This window comes from Mesorhizobium sp. Root157 (genome assembly GCF_001427385.1).
In the GTDB taxonomy this organism is placed as follows: domain Bacteria; phylum Pseudomonadota; class Alphaproteobacteria; order Rhizobiales; family Rhizobiaceae; genus Mesorhizobium.
In genome coordinates, this window is the sequence record NZ_LMGJ01000013.1 from 36,454 (window position 1) to 51,352 (window position 14,899).

14 protein-coding genes and 1 tRNA gene are annotated in these 14,899 nt (G+C 56.4%); 7 read left to right on the forward strand and 8 right to left on the reverse strand.

What is annotated here, in order from left to right; translation table 11 throughout:
- The 3 genes from ASD64_RS11345 to ASD64_RS11355 all read right to left on the reverse strand — a co-directional run.
- Positions 1–4,090 (reverse strand): N,N-dimethylformamidase beta subunit family domain-containing protein (locus ASD64_RS11345; RefSeq protein WP_162249071.1); only part of this gene is annotated, 4,090 nt, incomplete at its 3' end.
- A gap of 347 nt (positions 4,091–4,437) precedes the next feature.
- Complete coding sequence (locus tag ASD64_RS11350) at positions 4,438–4,752, reverse strand: DUF167 family protein (protein WP_056105158.1); 315 nt, start codon at positions 4,750–4,752, stop codon at positions 4,438–4,440.
- Between the two features lie 29 nt (positions 4,753–4,781).
- The gene (locus ASD64_RS11355) at positions 4,782–5,072 is read right to left on the reverse strand and encodes a YggT family protein (protein WP_056105178.1); all 291 of its coding nucleotides are present in this window, start codon (positions 5,070–5,072) and stop codon (positions 4,782–4,784) included.
- A gap of 149 nt (positions 5,073–5,221) precedes the next feature.
- Between ASD64_RS11355 and ASD64_RS11360 the strand changes: the two genes are divergently transcribed.
- Positions 5,222–5,297 (forward strand) — tRNA-Ala (locus ASD64_RS11360).
- Positions 5,298–5,638: 341 nt separating this feature from the next.
- Here ASD64_RS11360 and ASD64_RS11365 read toward each other — a convergent pair.
- From ASD64_RS11365 to ASD64_RS11380, 4 genes are all read right to left on the reverse strand, one after another.
- On the reverse strand, positions 5,639–7,357 hold the full coding sequence (locus tag ASD64_RS11365; protein WP_056105160.1) for a recombinase family protein: 1,719 nt from the start codon (positions 7,355–7,357) through the stop codon (positions 5,639–5,641).
- Positions 7,354–7,857, reverse strand: coding sequence for a DUF2924 domain-containing protein (locus tag ASD64_RS11370; RefSeq protein WP_082549957.1), 504 nt, complete (start codon positions 7,855–7,857; stop codon positions 7,354–7,356). Before ASD64_RS11370 ends, ASD64_RS11365 begins: the two co-directional genes overlap by 4 nt.
- A complete protein-coding gene (locus tag ASD64_RS20620) occupies positions 7,854–8,291 on the reverse strand; it encodes a DUF3489 domain-containing protein (protein ID WP_082549958.1) in 438 nt (145 codons plus the stop codon). The genes ASD64_RS11370 and ASD64_RS20620 overlap by 4 nt, the downstream gene beginning before the upstream one ends.
- Before the next feature lie 164 nt (positions 8,292–8,455).
- Entirely contained in the window at positions 8,456–8,725 is a 270-nt protein-coding gene (locus ASD64_RS11380) for a hypothetical protein (RefSeq protein ID WP_056105161.1), read from the reverse strand.
- A 379-nt stretch (positions 8,726–9,104) separates the two neighbouring features.
- Here ASD64_RS11380 and ASD64_RS11385 point away from each other — a divergent pair, with 379 nt between their 5' ends.
- The 6 genes from ASD64_RS11385 to ASD64_RS20630 all read left to right on the forward strand — a co-directional run bounded on the left by ASD64_RS11385 (position 9,105) and on the right by ASD64_RS20630 (position 13,800).
- On the forward strand, positions 9,105–9,581 hold the full coding sequence (locus ASD64_RS11385; RefSeq protein ID WP_056105164.1) for a MucR family transcriptional regulator: 477 nt from the start codon (positions 9,105–9,107) through the stop codon (positions 9,579–9,581).
- A 171-nt stretch (positions 9,582–9,752) separates the two neighbouring features.
- Positions 9,753–9,923 (forward strand): hypothetical protein, encoded by a 171-nt coding sequence (locus tag ASD64_RS21485; protein ID WP_210171809.1) that lies wholly within the window; start codon positions 9,753–9,755, stop codon positions 9,921–9,923.
- 85 nt (positions 9,924–10,008) lie between these two features.
- Entirely contained in the window at positions 10,009–10,254 is a 246-nt protein-coding gene (locus ASD64_RS21705; RefSeq protein ID WP_244480775.1) for a transposase, read from the forward strand.
- A gap of 227 nt (positions 10,255–10,481) precedes the next feature.
- Positions 10,482–10,790, forward strand: coding sequence for an IS5/IS1182 family transposase (locus ASD64_RS21710; protein ID WP_056105165.1), 309 nt, complete (start codon positions 10,482–10,484; stop codon positions 10,788–10,790).
- Between the two features lie 753 nt (positions 10,791–11,543).
- Complete coding sequence (tpa, locus tag ASD64_RS11405) at positions 11,544–12,926, forward strand: hypotaurine--pyruvate aminotransferase Tpa (RefSeq protein WP_056105168.1); 1,383 nt, start codon at positions 11,544–11,546, stop codon at positions 12,924–12,926.
- A gap of 325 nt (positions 12,927–13,251) precedes the next feature.
- Positions 13,252–13,800, forward strand: coding sequence for a cupin domain-containing protein (locus tag ASD64_RS20630; protein ID WP_082549959.1), 549 nt, complete (start codon positions 13,252–13,254; stop codon positions 13,798–13,800).
- A 547-nt stretch (positions 13,801–14,347) separates the two neighbouring features.
- On the opposite strand, the gene ASD64_RS20635 is transcribed toward ASD64_RS20630, so the two are convergent.
- Positions 14,348–14,899, reverse strand: a 552-nt coding sequence (locus ASD64_RS20635) for an MlrC C-terminal domain-containing protein (RefSeq protein ID WP_200957828.1), incomplete at its 5' end; no start/stop codon positions are given.

The following is a 14,899-nucleotide window of genomic DNA, read 5'->3' on the forward strand; positions in this document are numbered from 1 at the left end:
CGAGCGGATCGCCATTGGCGTCGGTGTCGTTGGCCAGCAGCGAGGCCGCGGTGATCTGGAGCGCGGTGTTCTGCTGGGTGGTGTAGCCGCTGTCGTTGGTCGCGACCGGCGCGGTATTCGGCGGCGGCGCGGTTTGGCTGAAGACGACGTCGACCCAATAGTTGGTGTTGGCGTAGGTGCTGGTCGGGACCAGATTGCCATTGCCGTAAGTGTACAAGCCAGCCGTTGCCGTCAGCGGACCGTTGGTCTTGGGCGTGACGAAATAGTCGGATGTCGAGGTGTAGTGGCCATTGCTGTGGAAACTGGCGACATAGGTGGTGCCGGCGGTGATGGCGACCGGGTTGGAGAAGGTGACGGTCTGCCAGCCGCTCGCCGTCTCGTTGGTGAATGTGGCGGTGGCGAGTTGCGTGCCGGTCGAGGACCACAGCGTGCCGGTGTGGGTGCCGGTGTCGCCCGCGCCCTTGTAGTATTTGATGCCGGTGATCGAGCCCGATGCGGACGAGGTGAAGCGCACGCCCAGGTTCAATTGCACGGCATCCGGGTCGTTCAGGGACGCAGGCGTGTCCGAGGCAGAGAAGATCGTTTGGTTAACGGCAGGATCAGTGACCGTCATATTGACGATTGCCGAACCAACTCCGCCTCGGCCATCCGAAATTGAATAGCCGAAACTGGCGGCGCCGGTATAGCCGGCGGTGGGCGTGAAGGTGATGGTGTTGTTCTGGGCGTTGAATGTGACGGAGCCGTGTGCTGCCGCTCCGGCGCCTGTCAGTGAGAGGATATCGCCGTTGGGGTCGGTGTCGTTGGCTAGCAGTTGGGCCGCGGTGAATGTGAATGATGTGTCGCGCGAAACCTGGAAACCATTGTCGTTCACCCCGACAGGCGGAGCGTTGACACTGTTGGTCGGGCTGAAAATCACATCGACGAAATAGTTGACGCCGTTGGACGCACTGGTGGGAAATGCCGTGCCGTCGGCATAAGTATAGTAGCCGTTTCCAGCCGGCGCGGTTAGCGGACCGTTGGTCTTGGCCGTTGTGAAGTAGTTTTCCGTATCCGCGTAGTGGCCGCTGGAGTGGTAGCTCACCATGTAGGTGGTACCGGCGGAAATCTGCACGGGATTGCTGAATGTTACGGTTTGCCAGCCGCTCACCGTTTCATTTGTGAACGTGGCGCTCGCAAGCTTGGTGCCGGTGCTGGACCACAGCGTTCCAACATGGGTACCACCATCGCCGAGGCCCTTGTAGAACTTCATGCCGATGATCGTCCCGGCCTGGGATGAGCTGAACCTCATGCCGACATTGACGAACCGATCGTCTACATCCGAAAGGATGGCAGGCGTGTCCGATGGTGAAAACAGGCTGGTCAACTGAGCCGGCGTGACTGAAATATTGACCCCAACCCCGGGTGTTTCAAGGTTGACACTGTCATCAACCGCGCGGGTCCTGATATTGTAGTTTCCGCCGGCAAGCGGCGTGAATGTGTAGGTCCAGTTCGCGAGCCCGCTCGCACGGCGCCAGGTGGAACCGCCATCCGTAGATACTTCGACGACAGCCACCAGGCCGCCGCCGCTGTCCGTGGCCGTGCCGGAAATGACAATCGGCTGTCCCGCCGTATAGCTGCCGCTCGATGGGGGAGACGTTACCATGCTTACCGGAGCGGTGTGGTCGGTGGTCTGCGAGGCAGCCACGAGGCTCGCCATCAACGTGCCTGGCTGAACGCCCATTTCGGCGAACAGGTTGACCATTGCCTGCTGGACGTTCGGGTCGGTTGGGGTGACCTCGTTGTCGTGGTGTGAGTCAAGGCCCCACGACCAGTAGACCGTGCCCGCACCGAACACCAAAGCACCGCTTGGTGCCCGATACATGGTCAAGGCATGTGTTGCCGTGCCCGGGCCGGTCGTGTTGCCGTAGTCGAGCAGCAGCGTGTTTACGTCGACCGTGGTCGAGGACAGGTTGATCAAGCCGTCCGGCCGCGCGCCGTTGTCGAGATCGGAATCCCACTCATAGCCAAGCAGATTGGGAACCAGAGAATAGACCTGCCCCGCTTGGAGATTGGCAACCTCCGTGTTGCTCCAGAACCGGAAGTTGGACATATCGTAGGGAATCTTGATCGTATCGAGACGGTAGGAATCGACGGTGAAGATGGTGCCCGTCAACCCGTTCTCTGGCTGTCCAGCGCCGAGTTCCGGGTCGCGCCATGTCGAAGTCGTATGGCCGGGATCCGTATCGGCGTTGTCCCAACGCTCCTTGTAGGACACCATCGTCTTGTAGGGCGTACCGCTGCCATCAATGCTGGATTCCCAGCGAACCTGCCAGTAGACCTCGTTGCCGCTCAGGAAAGCGAGATTGACGCCGGCATCGCGCGCGGCCTCGACATTGTCACGCTGCTGTGCCGACCAGTATTCGTCATGGCCAACCGACAGGAACACTTGGCTGTTCAGCAGTTGCGAGCCGGCACGGTCGGAGTCTATCCCGGTGATGTAGTTGACGTCGTAGCCGTTTTGTTCGAGCCAGCGGATCGTCGGATACTCGACCGAGAAGATGAAGTCTTGTGGGCCTGCCGAGAAGCCGCCGTCGCGCGTGATGATCGGTCTGTTGTAGCTGACGGCGCTGGCACGCCCGGCGTGGCCGCCTGCATCGATGCCGCCATAAAGGTTGTAGCCACCCCACCAGTTGTAAGCCTGCCATGTGGTGTCGGAGGTCTGGAAGGTGATATCGCTCGGCGTCTCGTCGTCACGCACGATGAACGGGATCATGTTCGATCCGCGCGAGCCGTCAAGGCGGGTCAATTTGGCGATGTAGACGCCCGAAACAGCTTCAGCTGGAATGTCCCACGATGCCGAGACAGACCAGTTGCCGGCGTCGACCAGCTTACGGACCGGATCGAACAGAGGGTCGGGCTGGTTCTGCGCGCTCTGGAGCGTCCTGTTGATCGTGGTGATCTTGCGGGCGCCGTCGCCGCCGTAATAGCCAAGCCGATAGATGTCGATGCGGTAGTTCGTCGAGTCCGTATCGATCTTGAAGTCGACCCGTTGGCCATGATTGACCGAAAACTGGACCGAGAAGCCTTCGATGGACGAATCGGCCGTGTCGATCAGCCATTCGCTCTCCGGCGAACCCTGCTTCTGGTTTTCCAGCACGATGGCATTGACCGGACCGGTGGCAAGTGCCGAAACGGTGCCGCCGCCGGAGGCTCCTGGCCCCGACGTGTCCATCAACACCGGCGTGGTGGAAATTCCTCCGCCGACGGGCGCTTGCTCATAGGTGGTGTCATAGTACTGCAGGACGCGCTTGGCGTAGCCTGTGGGCTGGCCGTTGGACGCTGTCGGACCGCCGATGCGGATCGAGCAGACGGTGCAGGCCCGTCCGGTGCAGGATCCGCACGGCATTGTGCTGGCGGCCGCGCGCCAATCGGGGGTCCAGCCCGACACTGGCGCCGCTTGCGCGCCGTCGAACACGGACGCCGGTTGAGCGTCGGGAGCTGCCTGGGCACTGTCAGGCGTTTGCGAAAGGCCTGTGGTTGCTGGCGCCTGCTGGAATGCGGTCAATGGGTTGGCATGCTGCGTGGGAGCAACCGGCGGCATTGCACTGCCTGCAGGCGCGGTAGTCGCTGGGCTTTGAATACTTGAAACGGCCAGCGAGGTTGGCGCCGCAAGTAGAGTTGAGGCCAGACTCTGCGCAGCGGCGGCAAGTTGCTGAAGACTGCCGAACCGGGCGACAACGTCACGCGATTGAGTCAAGGCGTCGGTGTCCTTGCCGTTGCCCAGAGCAAGGATTGGTCCAAGAAATGCGGCTGCTGGAGACAGCGTATTCGCCAATTCGGCCTTCATGCCGGGCTGGGCTGACCGGGAGGCCTTGACCTGACGCTTGCCCGACGAGCGCGGCGCCCGGGTCTCGGCCAGCACTGTGCTTGCCGTCGAGCTATCGAGCGTCGCAATTTCCCGGATCGAGACGGGTGTGTTTTCCGCAACTGCAACTCCAGCCTTTTTCGACCGGCGCGGTAGCGCAGCTTTCTTCCCGCCGGTGTGAGGGGCTGCACCACCAACGCGGCCAAGTATATCCAGATGCTCGCCGTTTGGGGTTCGTTCGGCCACGGCCGATCCATCCGTCAACGGCGATCTCTTACGTTTGTCGTCGAGAACTTTCATTGTTAGTTGGCCCCGGCCGGTGACCTGCAACATTGCGCGATGGAACTGCCATGTTCGCTCGCGCGCGCCTGCTTTGCCTATTGGCTTCTTCGGGTGAATAGAGGTCCCACCAATGATCTAGTCCCGTACCGATGAATTAGATCGCAGCGACCGATAGGTGTGTTGGGTCTGGGAAAGCGGCCACTGCGCGCGCCGCCGCCATGGAAGTGCCGCGCCCAAGAGCTGAACGTCGATTGGCTGTAGCGCCGGGTAAAACCCCGATCGTGTATCGGGACTATGGAGTGGGGGCAATCTTACATTTGCCGGAATTCAGCAAGCCGGCTCGCCAATTGCGCCGGGTCGCCGGCGATACGCACTGTTTTCAGCCGCGCCGTTTGCCCGGCGACGATTGTTACTGCCGAGGCGGGGGCGCCAAACGTTTTGGCAATCAGCCGCGCGAGGGCGGTGTTGGCGGCGCCTTTTTCCGGCACGGCGCGGACCCGCACTTTCACATGGCTGCGCCCGCTGGACAGTGTCTCGATGCCCTCGACAAGATCTGCCGCTGACTTTGGTGTCAGGCGCACATAGAGGTCGATCCCATCATCGTTCAGCCGGAACGGCGGGCTCACAGCGCCTCCGCAGCCGCTTGCGATTGGCCTTAAGCAACCAACGGCAGCACCGTGGTCAGCAGGAACTGCCGGACAAAAAACAGCGCCAGAAGCAGAATGATCGGCGAGATGTCGATGCCGCCAAGATCGGGCATGAAACGGCGGATCGGTCGCAGCGCCGGCTCGGTCAGCTTGAACAACATGTTGCCGATGGTGCCGACGAACTGGTTGCGCGGGTTGACGACGTTGAAGGCGTAGAGCCACGAGAAGATGGCCGAGGCGATGATGATCCACCAATAGAGATCAAGCGCCAGAACGAGGGTCTGAATAAGGGCGATCATGCCGGTCTCCAATTGTTGCGAACATGTAGCCACTGCTGGGAAATCGGGCAAGGCCCGCTTTCGCGCTGGGCGCGTAATGATCTCAAATCTGCCCAATTGCTTGCTTGACAGTGAATGGCGGCGCCTCATAAATGCGCCATCCGTTGGACGGGGCTGTAGCTCAGCTGGGAGAGCGCGTCGTTCGCAATGACGAGGTCAGGGGTTCGATCCCCCTCAGCTCCACCAACGGTTTTCCCTAAACAGGTTTCCACAATTGCCATTGTTGAATATTGCGTGATTTCCATAGCTTAGCAGTGTGTGGCGTTGCTGAGCAGGGGCGGAGAGACGTAATTTGTGGCTGCGAGCGGCGTCAAAGCCCAACCGTCTCTGTGCGCGTCCTTCGCAGACCACAAGTTTGGCCGGATGATTGTTGGATGATCGCAATGATGCTGGGTTGATTGTTGCGAAGAATTCTGGCGATCCGCGCATCTGGCTGTGGAGTGGGATCGCTTGGCAAGGATTTGACCAACTGCTGCGCCGCCCGCCAGGCAATTACATATATCAAGATGACGCTATGCCGCCTGATATCAGGCGATGGCCTGGGCTTGATCAGACCATGTTGTTGGCAGATTGAGCCGTGCCAGTCTGCGCGCCGTTAGGTCGACTGGCTGCCGGCCTGACAGGATTTGATCTAGGAGATGCGGTGATAGAAACGCTAGCGGCAGCAGGCGACCTACATCGGCGCGATGGACACCGAACTGAGAAGCGATGTCGTTGATGGTCAGTGGCGACTTTGATGTCAGCTGTGCGAGATAGAGATGCGCGCGGGAGACCAGATTCACGAGCGCGGTGTCTGGATTTTGAGTTGGGGGCTCACCATCGATCACCATGCGCATTTCATTGCCGCGCCGCTTTATGCTGGTTGGAAGGCTGATGGAGGCCAACGATTCTTGATGGACATTATCGGCTTCTGGACTGGCTCCTCGTGTTGATGTCGTCGGCTTGTCCGAAGTCCCAATAAGCTGAAGCAGAGCTGGCGTGTTGACGTCAAATATAATGGCATCGGTTGCCAGGGTGATCTTGTGGAAGACGGTGGCAAGGATGGTGCGCCGGTCGGCTTCGGTCTCGTCAGCAAGGATTGTGCCTATGCACTTTGCTCTGTCCAATCCGGACTGGAGATTTGATGATGGGGCGTGGACAGATATCCAGTCGGATAAACGTGCCCGATCATTTAGAAGTCGTGTTGCAAACTGCAGCACCGCGGCTTCGATCATCGGCGCAGGGATGCGCCATGCTGTGCTATCGTAGCGTTTGGCCTTCCTGATGCGGCTTGAGATGTAGTAGCGAAAGCGCTTGCCACGTGTCCTGGCATGGCTGGGGCTCATGCGATCGCCGCTGTCATCAAACAAAAGCCCGGTCAGCAAATGGGCGCCAGGCTGGGTGCCTGATCCACGTGGTGCTGCAGCTTGATCAGCCAACAGTCTCTGAACCTGACCGAACTGGTCCGTGTCGATTATTGCTTGGTGCTCTCCATCATAGACATTGTTGCGGTGGCGCAGCTTGCCGACATAGATGGGGTTAGCCAGGAGCTTATAGAGCATGCCGCTTCCGACGCGTCGGGAGTAGCCGGTGAGAGATGGGTCCATGTCATTGCTTTGTTCGAGGGCGATCGCTTGCCTGGTGGTCTCTGCAGCAAGGGCAGGGACGGAGCGAAGTTCGAGGTACCTAGCGAAGAGGCTACCTACGAAGCTTGCCTCAGGTTCCTTGATGAGCAACTTCCGGCTCTGAACCTGATACCCCAGTGGTACCCTGCCACCCATCCACATGCCTTTTGCCTTTGAGGCTGCGATCTTGTCGCGGATGCGTTCGGCGGTGACTTCGCGTTCGAACTGCGCGAAGGAGAGCAACACGTTGAGCGTCAGCCTGCCCATGGAGGTGGTGGTGTTGAACTGCTGGGTGACAGAGACAAACGATATCTCATTTGCATCGAACACCTCGACGATCTTGGCAAAGTCGGTCAAGGAACGGGTTAGGCGATCGATCTTGTAGACGACGACGACATCGATCTTTCGATCTCGGATGTCTTGCAGCAGGCATTGCAATGCCGGTCGCTCCATGGTGCCACCTGAGATGCCGCCATCGTCGTAGTGATTGGCACCAAGCTTCCAGCCCAATCCTGCCTGTGATGCGATGAAGGCGGAACAGGCGTCACGCTGAGCGTCGAGCGAATTGAACGCTTGGTCGAGGCCCTCTTCGGTTGATTTGCGGGTGTAGACCGCGCAGCGCAGGAGCCGCTTTGCATTCATAGCCCGAAGAACCTCGGACCTGACCAATGGGTTCCTGTGATCTGATGGGCTATTGCAGTCAGCGACGTGTAGACCTTGGCCTCGAACACAAAGCCGTCTTCGATGACGGTGATGACATGACGCTTGCCATTCCACTCGCGGATAAGCCGGGCTCCCGGTGCGGGTTGCTTTCGCCTGGGCCCAGCGGTTTGGCCCATCCCAGAAGAGGTGCTCTCACCAGCAGCAGCCGGACCTTGTCTGCGTGCCGCTATTGCTCGCTCCGCGTCGGTCATAGCTGCCTTCAGCGTGCGGCGGGTCGCCGGTGACAGGCCACCCCACCGCTTTGCCTGCACATACCAGGCCGCTGACCGGATCAAGAGATCGCGATGCAGGCTCTTGGGTGGCGCGACCTCATGTGCTTCTTGCCACAGTCGTGCCAGGTCTTCACGCGAGAGGTCACCGAGTGCTCCGATCTCTTCGGCCCACCCCTTGTGAGCAAACTCTTGTCCGGAGCGTCTCATGATACCAGGCCTGCAACATCATCGATTACCCGGTAGCGGCGGGTCCCGTCTTTACCCATCTCGCTGACCAGGTTGAGGTCCAACTTCTTTCGCACTGTGCCGGACAGAAAGCCGCGCACCGAGTGCTGCTGCCATCCAGTCAGGTCGACCAGTTGCGCAAGCGTTGTGCCTTTTGTGGTGCGCAGCTTCTTCAAGACCAGATCGGTCTTGCTAGGACCAGCTTTGTTGCCGCTTTTCGTCTGCGCCTTACTGCCAACTGTCGTCGTCTTTGGCTTCGACTTCCCTATGGCTGGCGTCCCAATAGGGGTTACAGGGCTTTTTTCACGGGGAGCAGTTTTCTTCGTGGAAGGGCTATCCGCAGACTGCGGGTTGGACGGGGCAGTTTCGTCACGCCGCGAAGCAAGATCGGCGTTGCCGCTGTGGGTCAAAACCATGCTGGGTTCTACTTCGGTTCATGCGCCGAACCATCCGGCGCTTGTACCGACGAAGGCCCGCATCCTGGCGGGCTTGAAAATCTCGACGGCGAGAAGACCTTTGTCTCGCCGTCGGTTGTCTACGAACAACAACGCTTCCTTTGCAGAGGAAGTCCAGGGGAAGTTCAGGCGGTTGCCTCTGTTCTGCTTTCCTTTGCAACCGCCTCGAAAAGCTGTCGCCAACAGATCGTGAGTTCGTCAATGGAACCTTCCATCGATCGTGCCAGGGCGGCGAGCGCCACAGGTTCGATGCTATCTCCAGCTTCCCCGAATATCTGCAGCGTTGCCAGAACGCCTGCCAGATGCTGCAGTTCCGGCTCCATCCGGTGCACGGCATCGACAATGCCGCAATTCTTGAACGTGAGTTCTTCTGTTTGCCCCCGATCCTTCGCCATCGATTGTCCCAAACTTCAAAGCCAGCGGCACTACTGCTTGCCGTGACGAAGAAGTCCAGTCCATTGTCGAGAGCTATCGGCTCTAGATGATAAGAATTCCATGCCATTGAGGAAGCTAATACGTCAAATATCGAGAAAAGCAATGTTCTGCAAAATTGATGATCAATCATCTTCTCTTCATCGTCGTATCCCAAAACGATGTGGATTTGGTATTTTGGTGCTATGATACATGGATAATTATTGTCGCTTGCTGATCTTTCCGTCCCTTAGCTAACGCCTTCAGATCTTGCGCCGCCAGAAGGATCATACTATCAACCGCATATCTCTTTACATCGTCGCTATTTTTTCTCCCTCCACTCTCCTACCAACTGAGGTTTGCATGACCGAAGAACTGGAAACCAAGTCCGTGTTCATTGAACTGACGGCTGACGTCGTCTCGGCCTATGTGGCCAACAACCCGGTTCCTGCCAATGAACTGCCCGCCCTGATCCAGCAGATCCACCAGACACTAGCTTCTCTCGGTTCAGCAGGCTCTTCCCCCGAACCGACAGCGGAAAAGCAAAAGCCGGCTGTCCCGATCAAGAAGTCGGTTACGCCGGATTACCTCATCAGTCTTGAGGATGGCCGTCAATTCAAGTCGCTCAAGCGCTATCTGCAGACCAGCCATGGCATGACGCCTGATGACTATCGGGCCAAATGGAACCTGCCATCTGACTACCCCATGGTTGCGCCCAACTACGCAGCCCAGCGCTCAGCACTCGCCAAGAGTATGGGGTTAGGACGCAAGGCGGCGCCAGTCGAACCGGCTAAGTCGGGTCGAAAGAAATTGGTCTCCCGCAAAATTGCGGGCAAATAAGCTACAACCTTACAGGAGATACGCCAGAAGCTGCCTCCAGCGCGATCAGCAGCGTATCTGGTTGGCGTGGTCGATCAAAGCGAATTCAATGCAGTAAGATTGCCGAGGCGGCGTGGACAAATTCGATGTTAGCAGGGTCGCTTTCCTGCGATCCGGTTGTTAGCATTGGTAATGATACTGGAAGAAGAGAGCGAACGAGCTACGTCGATGCTGATTGGCAAGGTTGTCCGCCGTGTCATGCGCCACCGCGATGGAGAGGTGGTGATCGAGTTTGAGGATGGCAGCCGATTTTTCGCGGATAGCGACAGCCCTCTCGAGCTGTCCATCACCTTGGCGGAATAGTAGATGCGCCTTATGGAATTTTGGACGTCGATGCGATTGACGTAGCCCAATAGCATTGATTCAAGGCTGCTTTTTGGAGGCAGGTATGAGCAGGGGCGATCTCACCGAAGCAGAATGGCGTGTTCTCACGGGCTTGCTGCCCATCGACCCCGACAAACGCGGCCGAGGTAGACCTCCCGAGCACAATCGTTCGATCATCAACGGCATTCTCTGGCGGCTCCGCTGCGGCGCTCCGTGGCGGGATGTCCCGCCCAAATACGGCAGTTGGAACACCATCTATCGTCGGTTCCGACGCTGGAGCGAGCCGGGGTCTGGGAGACCGTGGCGGTAATGCTCGCCGAGGTCATGGCGGACAGCGGCCACTACAGCATCGACAGCACCACAGTTCACGCCCATGTCTCGGCAGCGGGCGGAAAAGGGGGACTCATCGACGCGCTCTTGGCCGCTCGCGGGGGCGGGTTCACCAGTAAGCTTCACTGCTTGGCTGATGCCCTCGGACGACCGATCGCGTTCCACCTGACAGGCGGTTAAGCCGCCGATTACAAGGCTTAGAATACCTTGATCGGCCTGCCTGAACATGCACCGGACGCCTTCCTCGCGGACAAGGGCTATGATGCCGATACCATTCGCGCCGATCTCGCCGAGCGGAAGATTAAACCCGTCATACCCGGCCGATCAAACCGCCGCGTGAAGATCGAGTATGACCGGGCGCTCTACAAGCAGCGGAACCGCATCGAGCGCATGTTCGGCCAACTCAAAATCAACCGGGCCATTGCGACCCGCTACGATCAATTGGCCAATAGCTTCCTCGGAATGGTCCACCTCGCCACCGCCAGATACTGGCTCAAATTTGTCCACGCCGCCTAGGAGTTTGTAAAGGTCCCACGGGAAATCGTCGCCTTAGCCGGTAATAAAACAAGTCGTAAATGTGCGTCTGGTGATGTCCGCAGTCGTCGTTCAAGTGATTTGGTCCGGCTTCTATGCCAAGCGCCAAACCGCAGCAGAAGTATGCCCGAGATGAGAAAGCCAACATCACGGCGGGCGAGATTTCAGATACACGGAAGCATAAGGCTGCAGAAATCCAACTCCGTCAGCACCAGCATCATGCTTGAAGGCGCACTTCCTGAACATACAGCTGCGGTTAGTTTCTTGTTCACCAGCCAACTACTACGAACCGATTCACATTCATCGCTTGCAATTTCCGCTGCCCCAATTGCCGGTAAAACCGTCACGCCAAGGTGGGTTTCTGAAACGGTCACCTCGGTCTGTTTAGCAAACTCGAATTATACGGATAGCGGTTCCTCCTGTGCGAACATCAAGCGCCATGTGTTTGTCTGTTCGAAATCCAATAAATCTTAATATATAATACAAATGATTTCAAATACTTAGTGATAGAAAGAAAAGGGCTTGTGCGAAAACAAAAAATCGCTGAAGTCACACGGAATTCGGGGGAAGTCTCAGCAAGAACGATTAACCCTATACCGGTTTGCCCCCGTATGGACAAAAAGGCAATCATACCTTGGCTCATCCAGAAATAGCCAAGCCACCCGCTAACTTTCCTCGTATATGTTCACATCGTCTTGGACGGTATCGCGCTGTTCGACCATTTTGGAGCTGGAAATGACCATTGCTGCGGGTTCCAACTATCTTTCGCATGCTGTTGCCGTTGATCGTGCACATATCTGGCATCACCTCAGCCAACACAAACCTTATGAGACCATTGATCCACGCGTTTTCGTAGAAGGCAAAGGCCTTCGGCTGTGGGATGCCAAAGGCAAGGAATATCTGGATGCAGTCTCAGGCGGTGTCTGGACGGTTAATGTCGGCTACGGGCGTGAAAGCATTGCTAATGCAGTACGCGATCAACTCATCAAATTGAACTACTACGCTGGCGCTGCTGGCACCGTGCCGGGTGCGCTTTTCGCCGAAAAGCTAATCGACAAGATGCCAGGCTTGACCCGCGTTTACTATTCGAACTCGGGTAGTGAGGCGAATGAGAAAGTCTATAAGATGGTGCGCCAGATCGCACACCGTCACCATGGTGGCAAGAAGTGGAAGATATTGTTTCGCGAGCGCGATTATCATGGCACCACGATCGCCACACTAGCCACAGCGGGCCAGCCGCAACGTACAGATCAATATGGACCTTTCCCGGACGGGTTCGTGATGGTTCCGCATTGTCTCGAATACCGCAAACAGTGGGACGTCGAAAACTACGGTGAGCGCGCCGCCCACGCCATTGAAGAGGTGATCTTGCGCGAAGGTCCCGATAGTGTCGGTTGTCTTGTACTGGAGCCGGTAACCGCTGGTGGTGGGGTGATCGTACCACCAAAGGGATACTGGGAGCACGTGCAGGAGATTTGCCGTAAGTACGATATTTTTCTTCATATCGATGAGGTGGTTTGTGGCTTGGGGCGCACTGGCACTTGGTTCGGCTATCAACAGTACGGGATCGAACCGGATTTCGTGACTATGGCCAAGGGTGTCGCATCAGGCTACGCAGCGATCTCCTGCACCGTCACAACCGAACGCGTATTCAATATGTTTAAGGATGCGCCCGAGGATTCCATGAGCTACTTTCGAGACATCTCGACCTTCGGCGGTTGCACGGCAGGCCCTGTGGCAGCTTTAGAGAACATGCGCATTATCGAAGACGAGATGCTATTGGAAAACACTGTGCAAATGGGCAAACGCTGTCTCACGAATCTCCGAGCCCTCATGGAGAAGCACGCAGTCGTGGGTGATGTACGCGGCAAGGGCCTCTTCCTTGGCGCCGAGTTAGTCGCCGACAGGGTCACAAAGGAGCCGCTGGACGAAAAGCGAGTTCAGGCTGTGGTAGCCGACTGCTTCTCGCAGGGCGTCATCATCGGTGCAACCAACCGCTCGTTTTACGGGCTGAATAACACACTATGTCTTTCGCCTGCGCTGATCGCAGCGCAGGACGACATTGATCGAATTACCACTGCGATCGACGATGCATTAACCCGCGTTATGGCGAATTAATAGTTTGTTCCTGATCGACTACGCTAACAGATTCACTAACGAATCTTGGATGAGCATGCCGGATAAACTCTGTTTTCTTTTCAGCGTAGTCGATCAAGGGAGAGGGACGATGCTCTTTTCCTGCACAACGCACACATGTTACTGCCGGGCTTGCCGAGCCAACCCCGGAAATGGAACATCACTAACCTGAATACGTTGATGGAATCGGAGGAATCGTGAGCTTTTGCTGTCGTCCAAGTTCCATTATTGCGTTTAAGCACCGAGCGACATAACTGCAATTTGCGTGTACAGATTTCCCAATCCTGAACAGGCCGAACGGGTCGTCATGTCGATTGATATTGGAAGCCGTCTCCGTTGTATGCGGACTGCTCACAACCTTTCTCAACGCGAATTGGCGAAGAGGACAGGCGTACCAAATTCTACCATCTCATTAATCGAATCGAATGCGTCGAATCCATCGGTAGGAGCGTTGAAACGGATATTGGACGGCATACCAATTGGCCTTGCAGAATTCTTTGCATTTGAACCCAAGCAATCGAAGAAAGCGTTTTATGCAGCTGCGGAACTCACCGAGATCGGAAAGGGCACAATCTCCTACAAACAGGTTGGCGAAAATCTGTTTGGCCGTAGCCTGCAGATACTGAAAGAGTGCTATCAGCCTGGGGCTGACACGGGAAAGGTGCCTCTGGTCCATGAAGGCGAGGAAGGTGGGATCGTTCTATCTGGGAGACTGGAAATTACCGTGGATGACGAACGACGCATACTCGGTCCCGGAGACGCGTACTACTTCGACAGCCATCGCCCGCACCGGTTCAGATGCGTAGGTCCAGTTCCTTGTGAAGTCGTAAGCGCCTGTACACCACCTACTTTCTAAGCGCATCGCTTCCGCTGGGATTGTCGCGTTGCTATGAGCAAAAATATCACGTGCTACGAAATGGTTACAATTTCTACTAGTGGCGCCGTTTCTCGGAGGTCAGCGAAATTGGGTAGGTGGGGAGGATATAGTATATATTCGAACTTTGAACCTAGTTAGCGTCAAGAGATTCGTGAAACTCCTCTGTGAAAAATATCTCAGCTACACCCTTTTCTACACTGGCTTAAAGCTTCTACGGTCACCGTAGCGCCATGCACGAAGGAGACGATATCCGCAGGGCCCACTCTATAGGTGCTCGCCTTGCCGATTTCAGAGTTTATCTCACATCTTCATGTTGTGCAGAGAATCTATACTTGATGTCAATTTGGGCGTCTCTGTCAGCAACTCTCATTGTGCGATTTCACGTCTATCGGCGATACTGTCGCCTGCCAAATGACACTCCTCCAATGGTATCAAAATCCGCGTGTATGATACGCGAGGATTTGTTTTATGACCTGTTTGTAGGCTGCGGTTCAACGAACGAATAGATCAGACGTGTCCTGCCTCATCAATCATTCGTCCACGCTGAGGCCAACCATTCAAAATTTTCGAGAGGATAAGTTTGTTTGCCGAGCTTATTGAACGAAAAATTACTCAAATTGGAGCTTGTCACTCCGGGGCTCGCACACTCGATTGTTGCCTGCGTTATCGCCTCGAAGACTGGTCGACAATACATACGCGATTTTAGAAGGATGTATCGAAATTCAGATGGGTCTAATCCATTCGTAGAAAATATCCCGAGATCCCACGGTTCATGAGGTTTCTCGCTTATTAAAATAGTAGCTTCTTTAGTCTCGAAGACCCCTGTCTTGCCCATAGTACAGCGCATGCCCGTGTAAGTGGGGCCAGAAATCGTATAATTTCCGTCGCCAAGGGACCTGACAACACCGTCCAGTTGAAGAGGCGAATAATTGGAATCCCAGCGATTTCCAATAGAAAGTGAAATTTGTCCTCCAATTCCTGCTGTCGTTTGGCACTTAAATGTGAGAATGCGCCGATTTGGTGCAGGTTTGGCACTTAATTGTGAGAATCTTGGCGATCTGATTCTCAAATTAACTGC

Coding starts and splice junctions, on each gene's coding strand:
- ASD64_RS11355 (WP_056105178.1), bottom strand. CDS start 5,072: ATGATCGCCCTTATTCAGACCCTCGTTCTGGCGCTTGATCTCTATTGG.
- ASD64_RS11365 (WP_056105160.1), bottom strand. CDS start 7,357: ATGAATGCAAAGCGGCTCCTGCGCTGCGCGGTCTACACCCGCAAATCA.
- ASD64_RS11370 (WP_082549957.1), bottom strand. CDS start 7,857: ATGAGACGCTCCGGACAAGAGTTTGCTCACAAGGGGTGGGCCGAAGAG.
- ASD64_RS20620 (WP_082549958.1), bottom strand. CDS start 8,291: ATGGTTTTGACCCACAGCGGCAACGCCGATCTTGCTTCGCGGCGTGAC.
- ASD64_RS11380 (WP_056105161.1), bottom strand. CDS start 8,725: ATGGCGAAGGATCGGGGGCAAACAGAAGAACTCACGTTCAAGAATTGC.
- ASD64_RS11385 (WP_056105164.1), top strand. CDS start 9,105: ATGACCGAAGAACTGGAAACCAAGTCCGTGTTCATTGAACTGACGGCT.
- ASD64_RS21485 (WP_210171809.1), top strand. CDS start 9,753: ATGATACTGGAAGAAGAGAGCGAACGAGCTACGTCGATGCTGATTGGC.
- ASD64_RS21705 (WP_244480775.1), top strand. CDS start 10,009: ATGAGCAGGGGCGATCTCACCGAAGCAGAATGGCGTGTTCTCACGGGC.
- tpa (WP_056105168.1), top strand. CDS start 11,544: ATGACCATTGCTGCGGGTTCCAACTATCTTTCGCATGCTGTTGCCGTT.
- ASD64_RS20630 (WP_082549959.1), top strand. CDS start 13,252: ATGTCGATTGATATTGGAAGCCGTCTCCGTTGTATGCGGACTGCTCAC.